General features: G+C 49.7%; 10 protein-coding genes and 1 pseudogene. 8 read left to right on the top strand and 3 right to left on the bottom strand.

The genetic code is table 11. From position 1 onward, the window contains the following. Nucleotides 1–214 (top strand): hypothetical protein (locus ACPUC8_RS23260; protein WP_494927468.1); only part of this gene is annotated, 214 nt, incomplete at its 5' end. Here the strand turns inward: ACPUC8_RS23260 and ACPUC8_RS23255 are convergent. Then, entirely contained in the window at nucleotides 215–1,105 is an 891-nt protein-coding gene (locus tag ACPUC8_RS23255; protein ID WP_039333924.1) for a LysR substrate-binding domain-containing protein, read from the bottom strand. A gap of 156 nt (nucleotides 1,106–1,261) precedes the next feature. On the opposite strand from ACPUC8_RS23255, the gene pckA reads away from it, so the two are divergent. Continuing rightward, a complete protein-coding gene (gene pckA, locus ACPUC8_RS23250) occupies nucleotides 1,262–2,890 on the top strand; it encodes a phosphoenolpyruvate carboxykinase (ATP) (RefSeq protein WP_494927467.1) in 1,629 nt (542 codons plus the stop codon). 39 nt (nucleotides 2,891–2,929) lie between these two features. Here the strand turns inward: pckA and ACPUC8_RS23245 are convergent, their stop codons facing one another. Next, on the bottom strand, nucleotides 2,930–3,394 hold the full coding sequence (locus ACPUC8_RS23245; RefSeq protein ID WP_494927466.1) for a GNAT family N-acetyltransferase: 465 nt from the start codon (nucleotides 3,392–3,394) through the stop codon (nucleotides 2,930–2,932). 238 nt (nucleotides 3,395–3,632) lie between these two features. Here ACPUC8_RS23245 and ACPUC8_RS23240 point away from each other — a divergent pair. The 3 genes and pseudogenes from ACPUC8_RS23240 to ACPUC8_RS23230 all read left to right on the top strand — a co-directional run bounded on the left by ACPUC8_RS23240 (nucleotide 3,633) and on the right by ACPUC8_RS23230 (nucleotide 4,914). After that, nucleotides 3,633–4,091 (top strand): annotated as a pseudogene (locus ACPUC8_RS23240) (STM2901 family protein). Next, entirely contained in the window at nucleotides 4,085–4,417 is a 333-nt protein-coding gene (locus ACPUC8_RS23235) for a DUF1493 family protein (protein WP_494927465.1), read from the top strand. Before ACPUC8_RS23240 ends, ACPUC8_RS23235 begins: the two are co-directional and overlap by 7 nt. A 29-nt stretch (nucleotides 4,418–4,446) precedes the next feature. Beyond that, nucleotides 4,447–4,914 carry an NUDIX hydrolase gene (locus ACPUC8_RS23230; RefSeq protein WP_039333929.1) on the top strand — a complete coding sequence of 156 codons (468 nt, stop codon included), beginning with the start codon at nucleotides 4,447–4,449 and terminating at the stop codon, nucleotides 4,912–4,914. 42 nt (nucleotides 4,915–4,956) lie between these two features. Here the strand turns inward: ACPUC8_RS23230 and ACPUC8_RS23225 are convergent, their stop codons facing one another. Beyond that, nucleotides 4,957–5,418 carry a GNAT family N-acetyltransferase gene (locus ACPUC8_RS23225; RefSeq protein WP_039333931.1) on the bottom strand — a complete coding sequence of 154 codons (462 nt, stop codon included), beginning with the start codon at nucleotides 5,416–5,418 and terminating at the stop codon, nucleotides 4,957–4,959. A 173-nt stretch (nucleotides 5,419–5,591) separates the two neighbouring features. Here ACPUC8_RS23225 and ACPUC8_RS23220 point away from each other — a divergent pair, with 173 nt between their 5' ends. The 3 genes from ACPUC8_RS23220 (at nucleotide 5,592) to ACPUC8_RS23210 (ending at nucleotide 8,972) form a co-directional block, all read left to right on the top strand. Further along, the gene (locus ACPUC8_RS23220; protein WP_039333933.1) at nucleotides 5,592–5,969 is read left to right on the top strand and encodes a RidA family protein; all 378 of its coding nucleotides are present in this window, start codon (nucleotides 5,592–5,594) and stop codon (nucleotides 5,967–5,969) included. A gap of 329 nt (nucleotides 5,970–6,298) precedes the next feature. Continuing rightward, nucleotides 6,299–7,651 (top strand): MFS transporter, encoded by a 1,353-nt coding sequence (locus tag ACPUC8_RS23215; RefSeq protein WP_494927464.1) that lies wholly within the window; start codon nucleotides 6,299–6,301, stop codon nucleotides 7,649–7,651. Continuing rightward, complete coding sequence (locus tag ACPUC8_RS23210; protein WP_494927463.1) at nucleotides 7,629–8,972, top strand: enolase C-terminal domain-like protein; 1,344 nt, start codon at nucleotides 7,629–7,631, stop codon at nucleotides 8,970–8,972. Before ACPUC8_RS23215 ends, ACPUC8_RS23210 begins: the two co-directional genes overlap by 23 nt. Nucleotides 8,973–9,001 lie beyond the last annotated feature (29 nt).

Below are 9,001 nucleotides of genomic sequence, written 5' to 3'. Positions count from 1 at the left end.
ACATAGATGTTCCATCGGCACCGGTCCGTTAAGGCAGACGAGTGAAGTGAAGGCACCGCGTAGCGGCGCGAGGACAGCCAGCCCCGGTGCGGCCCCAGACGGCGTTATCGTCAGTCGCTTAACTGACGAGCATTACGCCATAAATGGCGGCCGTACAAGAATGGATGCGATTCTTCAAAGTGCGCACAATTATGCGCTTAGCAGCATTACCTAATTAAGACCCAATTTTCCGCTCTTTCACATAACGCCAGAAGCGTTCCGCCGTCAGGTTTAAACGTGCGCCGGAGCGATATACATAAGCAGAAATCTTCAGCGAAAGACTGTGATCCATAATCGCCAGCCGTCTCTCCTCCAGCTCACGCTGAATCGAGTAATCTGGCAGCCAGCCAACCGCATCGCCTTTCAGTATCATTCTTTTCAGCAACTCACTCATCGAGGAGACAAAGGTCAGAATAAAGGTGGTATTCGGTATGCGATCAATCACCTGATTCACCTGGCGCCCCATGTAACTATCATTGGCGTATTTAACCAGCGGCAGCGTGTCGCCATTGATTGAAAATATCGGTTTGCCGTGCGCATCACAGGGGGAGACCAGATGCAGCGCGGAATCGAAGATTTTATGGTTGATGAACGGGTAATTCATCAACTCTTCGTTATAAAACGACAGAATAAAGTCACTCTTGCCTTCTTTAAGATTAAAGACGGCATCATTGACGTTAATCGATTCAACAAAGAACACCTTATCCGGGCTATCACGGTAGTCGGCTAAAATATCGGGCAGCAACAGGACAGAAAGCGAGGGCGCCGCATCGATACGGATGCTCTGCTTCAACTTATCTTCACCCTTGATACGGCTGATCTGAAAGTCCATATCGTCGAGCATATTTCGGGCATAGCCGACAAATATTCTGCCCTGCGCCGTGAGTTGCGGCGGGTTCACGTTACGATTGAAGACGCTGAAACCTAAGGTTGATTCCAAAGCCTGAATCCTTCGGCTGAACGAAGATTGAGAAATATTTCGCTTCTCTGCCGCCAGTGTAAAGCTGCGATATTCTTCCAGGGCAATCACATCATACAACCACTTCACTTCGAGATTACTTAGCACTTCTTTGCTCCGATTACAGCCCCCATTTCCATGCAATTTTTACATGACAAATGATTTATATGCAATTTATGCATCGCAATGCCGATGCTACTATCCGCTCCTCAATCGAGTCGGTTGTGGCCGTCTCGCCATTCATTCAATGAGTCAGGGTATCTTATGAGCGCACTAAATTCTGTCATGCAACATCTCTCACGCCTTGGCATCAACGATGTCAGCGAGGTGATCTATAACCCGAGCTATGAACTGCTGTTCGAACATGAAACGGCAGCCGACCTAGAAGGTCCAGCGCGCGGTAAGCTCACCACGTCTGGCGCAGTTACTGTAGATACTGGCGAATTTACCGGCCGCTCCCCGCGCGATAAGTACATCGTTCGCGATGACCAGACCCGCGATACGCTGTGGTGGTCTGATGCCGGTCTGGGACGCAACGATAACAAGCCGATGTCCACTGAGGTGTGGGCGCACCTGAAAACACTGGTTGCCAATCACCTGTCGGCCAAATCACTGTATATCGTTGATGCCTGGTGCGGTGCCAGCGCCGATACCCGCCTGGCGGTGCGTTTCGTCACTGATGTGGCGTGGCAGGCACACTTTGTGAAAAATATGTTTATCGCCCCAACCGACGATGAACTGGCAAGCTTTGCTCCGGACTTCACGGTGATTAACGGCGCGGGTTGCGTGAATTCGCAGTGGCAGGAGCAAGGGTTAAATTCAGAGACATTTATTGCCTTTAACCTGACCGAAAATATTCAGCTGATTGGCGGTACCTGGTACGGCGGCGAGATGAAGAAAGGGATGTTCTCGGTCATGAACTACCTGCTGCCGCTGAAGGGTATCGCTTCCATGCACTGTTCAGCAAACCGCGGTGAAAAAGGCGATGTGGCGCTATTCTTTGGCCTCTCCGGCACCGGTAAAACCACGCTCTCAACCGATCCGCGCCGTCAGCTGATTGGCGATGATGAGCACGGCTGGGACGCAGACGGCGTGTTTAACTTTGAAGGCGGCTGCTACGCCAAAACCATTAATCTGAAGGCGGAGTCTGAGCCGGAAATTTACGGTGCCATTCGTCGTAACGCACTGCTGGAAAACGTGGTGGTGAGAGAAGATGGCAGTGTAGATTATGCTGATGGTAGCAAAACCGAGAACACCCGCGTTTCATACCCGCTGTCGCATATTGAGAATATCGTACTGCCGGTTTCCCGTGCGGGTCACCCTTCACGCATTATCTTCCTTGCGGCAGATGCATTTGGTGTGCTGCCACCGGTTTCCCGCCTGACACCGGAGCAGATGCAGTATCACTTCCTGTCTGGCTTTACGTCCAAGCTGGCAGGGACTGAGCGCGGCATTACCGCCCCGACTCCGACCTTCTCAGCCTGCTACGGTGCAGCGTTCCTGATGTTGCATCCAACGCTGTATGCTGATGTGCTGCAGGAAAAAGTCGCACAGAGTGGTGCGGAAGTGTGGCTGGTGAACACAGGCTGGAACGGTGCCGGTCAACGCTTGTCACTAAAAGATACGCGCCAGATCGTTAACGCCATCCTCGAAGGAGAAACCGGTGCGATGCGTGAAGAGTCGCTGCCCGTATTTGGTCTCGCCATTCCGCAACAGATTGCGGGAGTGGATGTCGCTACTCTCGATCCGCGTAACGGCTGGGAATCTCCAGAACAGTGGCAAGAAGCAGCCGAGAAACTGGCGCAACTGTTTATCAATAACTTCAAACAGTACAGCAACAACGAGGCGGGTGCGCGCATTGCCCAAGCTGGTCCACGGGTAGAACAGCGCTAAATAGCAGGTTGGTGTAAGGCTGGATGTTTCGGGCCAGACTTACACCAACACTTTACGCATCAGCGCATTCTCCAGAATCACACCTTTACGAACCGGGAATCCCCGCTCAACGACGTGAAAACCCTGCCGTACAAAAAAACATTCCGCTGTTTTGCTGACATTAGCCGTCAGTTCACCAAGTCCAAGTATGTTAGCCTCTTGATGAATACGACTCATCAATAACGTTCCAACACCTTGTTTCGCATGCTGCCCGGACACGTAAAAATGATCGATATATCCATCTGACTGAACATCGGCATACCCGGCTATATCACCATCGACCTCAACAATATATGGGCGTAGAGTCTTCATCTGAGTAGACCATTTTTCAGGGTCAATATCCTCTGATGCCCATGCTGCGATTTGTTGCGGGGTATAGTCTTGCGATGCTAAGTCACGGATGGAGGATAAAAACACATCAAATAAGGCAGCTTCATCCCCGGGTCTGAATCTTCGGATTTTCATAAGAACCTCTATGAGATAGTTTGTTATCTGCCATGCAATCTTCAACCCCATTCAAATCAGCGTAACCACTGCCTTTGCAGATGTTTAGACCTCACTTAACATAGTCTCATCCCTTTACGTAAAATTAAAAATACCCTTTAAAATCAAACTTGTAATAGCGAGAAATAAGCACATTTAGTTCATTCCAATGATTTACCTCGTTGTACTCTAAATCTCTTTAAACGAGCCAAGGGTGTGCATGGATACGGTAGAGCAGCTAAAAGGTACTTACTTCTAAGCCGGTAAATCCAATCTAACTGCTGGTCAACTATTGTTTATGATTTTCTGTGAGCAAACAGTAAAACAGTTAGGTATTGGTGATTTTGCAGCCGTGGTAGCCCTTTACAGTGGTGTTAACAATCAAACAACCAGAATGAAACCAACCACAGCAATTGAGGGAACTTCTCGGGTATCTAACAAAATGCGGCATCTTATCGGTAATGCAAAATTTCCATATGGTATTTCACTTCCAACTTGGATTGGAGGATATACTCCATGGACAGTAAAACGCCGAAATGTCAGAAAAATCAGTACATTTGTGGGGAGAACCATACCCCTGATTGGTGAGGTAATACTCTTTGCAGATGTATCAGCTATTACTTATCGTTCAATACGTGACTACAATTCTATCGTTAACAGTGAGGATAAAATATGGTAGGTAAAGACGATATTGAAAAACGTGTGATTGAACTTGTTACCCTTCAGAGCGGTTCATACATGTTCAGAAGAAAAAAATTTGATGCCTATAACGCCGAATCTAACATTCATTTTGATGTGAAACTTGATCAGGATGATGTTGAGGAAATGATGGATAAATACTTTTCTGAATTCCAGGTAAAAAAGGAAAGGTTTAATATCCACCATTATTTCCCGGAAGTGAAGGCCGCATTGAATCCATTTAAAAAGCAGATAGTGGACATCCCTGAACTTACAATATCAATGCTTATTGAGTCTGCCAAAGCTGGTCGTTGGCTATATGATTAAATTGAGTGAATTAAACTTGGCACTTTAAAATGAAAACACGCCCTTCTGCCCGATTACTGATCATCGACCCACAGCATCGCATACTGTTGTTTTGTTTTAGTCATAAAGGCGATGCCTTAGATGGACAGCGCTATTGGGCCACGCCTGGCGGTGCGCTTGAGGATAATGAAACCGCGCAGCAGGCCGCCATTCGTGAGTTATTCGAAGAGACGGGTATTGAACGCACTGAACTCGATGATGTTGTTGGATATCGAGAGTTTGAGATGAAATTACCCTGTGGCGAGGTGGTATTAGCTCAGGAGCAATACTTCAGGGTGCTTGTCGAACAGCAGGAGATATCCACCTCTGGATGGAGTGCTCATGAACGAGAGGTGATGGCGGACTTTCATTGGTGGAACATAAGAGAACTGGCATGCAGCGGAGAAAAGTATTTCCCGGAGAATTTAGCGGTGTTGCTGGAAAAGGGTTTGAACCCGCTTAGAAGCCAACCATTTTAACGGCAATCAAGACTGCCGTCTTTATCAGGTCGAGGCTCCAATTCAGCTTTTATCACTGCTATAAATTTCTGGCCGCGTAATAGTCCACGCATAATTAGGCCGATTGACCGGCTCATAGCCAAATTTCTCATAAAGCCAGGGCGCAGTGGTGGTGAACAGCACAATTCTGCGTAGCTTGTTAAAAACAGGATGTTCATGAATGCAGGCCATCAACCATCGTGCAAGCCCCTCTCCTTGATGCTCTTCAAGCACATACACATCACAAAGATAGGCGAAGGTTGCATAGTCTGTTACCAGTCTCGCAAAGCCAATTTGGGTTTGATGATGATAAATGCCAAAATTCAGGCTGTTTTGAATGGAAGCTGAGACGGTGGGCAAATCGATACCTTTCGCCCATGTTGATCGCGTCAGATATTGATGTATCGCCGCCTCATCGAGCTTTGCTCTGTCGGTACTGATGAGATAGTTATTTTGCTGCCATTCATGGGGCGAAGGAGAAGTCACTTTCTTACCTCGGGTGATGTGTTCAGGATGCAGAAATCCTAACACAGGGGAATCGGTTTGGATGTCTCAGGACGAAAAGGGACATTACTGAATTCACGACACGCCAATCGAAGTTGAGCATTCACAGTCGAGTGGTAAAGTTACTGTTTTATCTTCTCAAATAGGTCATCAACATGAGTCAACTGGTAAGAAAGAATTACCCTGAGTTGGGTGAAGTGAAAGCACCTTACGTCCATTCGGTAAAACATGGCAACTTGCTCTATATTTCTGGCCTGACAGCATTTGGCACAGCGGCCCAAAATGAAGGCATTGCTCAGCAGGCTGAAGAAATTTTCCGTCAAATCAGGAAAATTATCAGCGCAGAAGGTACAGACTTTTCAGCACTCATTAAGGTGACCATATTCATTACCTCTTTTACAGAGATTGATGCGCTGCGCGAAGTGTTGTTCCGAAATTACGGTGATCATTTGCCCGCCAGCTCGCTGGTTGAAGTGAGTCGCCTTTTTTCACCCGATCTCTCCATTGAAATTGAGACTATATTCGGTCTTTGATTTATTGCTCATTATCGCCAAATCGCTAACGGCCTCACTCGGTTCTTGTAAGAATATGGCGATAATGATTGCGTATTTAATAAATCCTGGATTGAACAAACGCAACCGATAGAAATGTTTTCCTCCAGAGATGTACCAATGCAGATTGCACTCCCAAGTGAGCCAGCGCACAAACCAGCACGAAACTCTGCGACGTAAATTTACATAACTTCATGAAATTTAAAAAACGCACGGCATTTGCCTAAAAGTTCCAGGGCAAAAACACATAACCACTCACCTACTCTGCTGCGTATACCTATAGCGGTGTTTTTCTCCCCCTAAGGTGACGCATGACACAACAACTCCATGAATTATCAACCGATCACGAGGCGCATATTGCTTCTGCGATCGGCAAATTCTTCCGCCGCATTATTCCGATGCTGGCACTGATGCTTATCGTCAATCAGATTGACCGCGCCAACATTGGCTTCGTTAAAGCCGAACTGCAAGCCGATGCCGGCATTAGCGCCGCAGCTTTCGGTTTAGGCGCGGGCCTGTTCTTTATAGGCTATGCGCTGTTTGAAGTGCCCAGCAATATGATGCTGAAAAAATTCGGCGCACGCGTGTGGCTCACTCGTATCATGATCACCTGGGGAGCGGTGGTGGTGCTGACCGGTTTTGTCAGCACCCCGCTGCATTTCTATGTGCTGCGTTTCCTGCTTGGCGTCGCGGAGGCAGGCTTCTTCCCTGGCGTGCTGTTCTATTTCCGACAATGGGTGCCCAATGCCTGGCGCGGACGCGCTACCGCCATGGTGTTAAGTGCAACCGCCAGCGCTTTCCTGTTCTCTGGCCCGCTCACTGGCGCCATCCTGATGATGCATGATGTCGGCGGGCTTGCGGGTTGGAAATGGGTGATGTTCATGGAAGGTGGCGGATCAATAGTGATCGGCTTGCTGGCAGCACTGGTGTTGGTATCGAAGCCAGCAGGGGCAAAATGGCTCAGCGATGCGGAAAAACAGGCTTTGGCTCAGCAGTTGGCTCTTGAAGACAGTGTTCGTGAAGAGCGCGCGGTCACGCAGGGTCGCTGGGGATTGATCACCGACCGCAGCCTCCTCTTCTACTGCCTGATCTTCTTCACTATGACCATGACCGGCTACACTCTGGTCTTCTGGTTACCACAAATCATCCAACGTATTCAGGGATTCAACAGTTTTGAAACCGGACTGCTAACCGCCATCCCGTGGCTGTTTGCCATCGTAGCTCTGTTTTTGCTGGGTAAAGTCACCGATCGGTATCGCGATAAGCTTGATAAAGGGCTCGGCATCGCGATGCTGATCGCCGCGTGTGGCACCTTTATGGCCACGCTTGGTACGCCGTGGTTTGGCTTTGTGGCGATGATAGTGGCTTGTATTGGTTCCAAAGTCAGCGCCGCATTCTTCTGGCCAATGCCGCAAAGCGAACTGCCCGCAGCAATCGCTGCACCAGGCATTGCGATGATCAACTCCATAGGTAACCTAGGCGGATTCTTCGCGCCGACGGTGTTTGGCTATCTTGAAATGCATACAGGCAGCACCACCGGTGGCCTCTATGCGCTGACCAGTGTGTCAGTGGTTACCGGCCTGTGGCTGTTGCTGCGCAGCAAACCTGTTCCCCCATCTTTCGGTTACAAGGAGAGACACCATGTCAGACAGTCCAGTCATTAAATCCATGCGCATCGTACCGGTCGCTGGCCACGACAGCATGCTTTTGAATATTGGGGGGGCGCATAACTGCTTCTTTACGCGAATTATCGTCATCCTGACCGATTCGGCCGGACACACCGGTGTTGGCGAAACGCCTTGTCATGCCTCTACCTTGCAGCTGCTGGAGCAGTTTCGCCCGCTGATTGAAGGCAGCTCGCTGCTACGCCTGAACGCCACGCTGAGCCAGCTCTTCAACAGTGAAGCGCGTCAGCAACAAACATCTCACACCAACGACATTCATATTCCGCAGATGAATCCGGAGAAGTTTTATAACGCGGCTGCTGCTATTGAGGCTGCGCTACTGGACCTGCAAGGCAAGCTGTTTAACCTGCCCGTAGCCGATCTGCTTGCGAGCGGAAAACAGCGGGATCGTATCCCAGTGCTGGGTTATTTGTTCTATATCGCCGATCGCAGACTCACCAATATGCAATACTGCTCGGGAGACCAGGCGCAGGATGGCTGGTTCCGTTTGCGTCATGAGGCAGCGATGGACAGTGCTGGCGTGCAACGGCTGGCGGAAGCGGCGGTTGAGCAGTACGGCTTTCGTGACTTCAAGCTGAAAGGCGGTGTGATGACAGGTGAAGTAGAAGTTGAAACGGTTGAAGCGCTGCTGAAACGATTTCCTGACGCGCGCGTCACGGTCGATCCCAATGCCAGTTGGTCGCTGGAGGAAGCGATTCGTTTTGGTAAACAGTTGGCGGGGAAAGTGCCATATCTGGAAGATCCTTGCGGCGCAGAACAGGGCTATTCAGGCCGGGAAACGTTAGCCGAATTCCGTCGCGCGACTGGCGTGCCGGTCGCGACCAATATGATCGCTAACGACTGGCGTCAACTGCACCATGCGCTGCAACTGAATGCCATCGACATTCCACTCGCCGATCCGCACTTCTGGACGATGCGCAACGCGAATGTGGTCGCGCAGTTGTGCAACGAGTGGGGACTGACCACCGGTTGCCACTCCAATAATCATTTTGATATCTCACTGGCCATGGTGGCACACCTGGGCGCGGCGGCGCCTGGCGATCGTCAGACTGCCTTTGATACGCACTGGATCTGGCAGGACGGACAGCAACTTACGCACCAACCGCCGCAGATCCGCGATGGCTACCTGGAATTGCCACCCGGTCCTGGGCTAGGCATTGAGTTAAATATGGAACGTGTTGAACAGGCGCATGCGCTTTACAACAGGTTGCCAGATAAGAACCGCAACGATGCGTTGGGGATGCAATTCTTAATTGATAACTGGCGTTATGACGCCAAGCGCCCGTCAATGGTTCGTTAAAGTGCAATGAGGATGGTGGCGTAATCACG

This window comes from Pantoea sp. CFCC18177, from assembly GCF_059412425.1.
The sequence above is the reverse complement of the archived record's forward strand: the minus strand, read 5'-3'. Positions and strand labels throughout refer to the sequence as shown.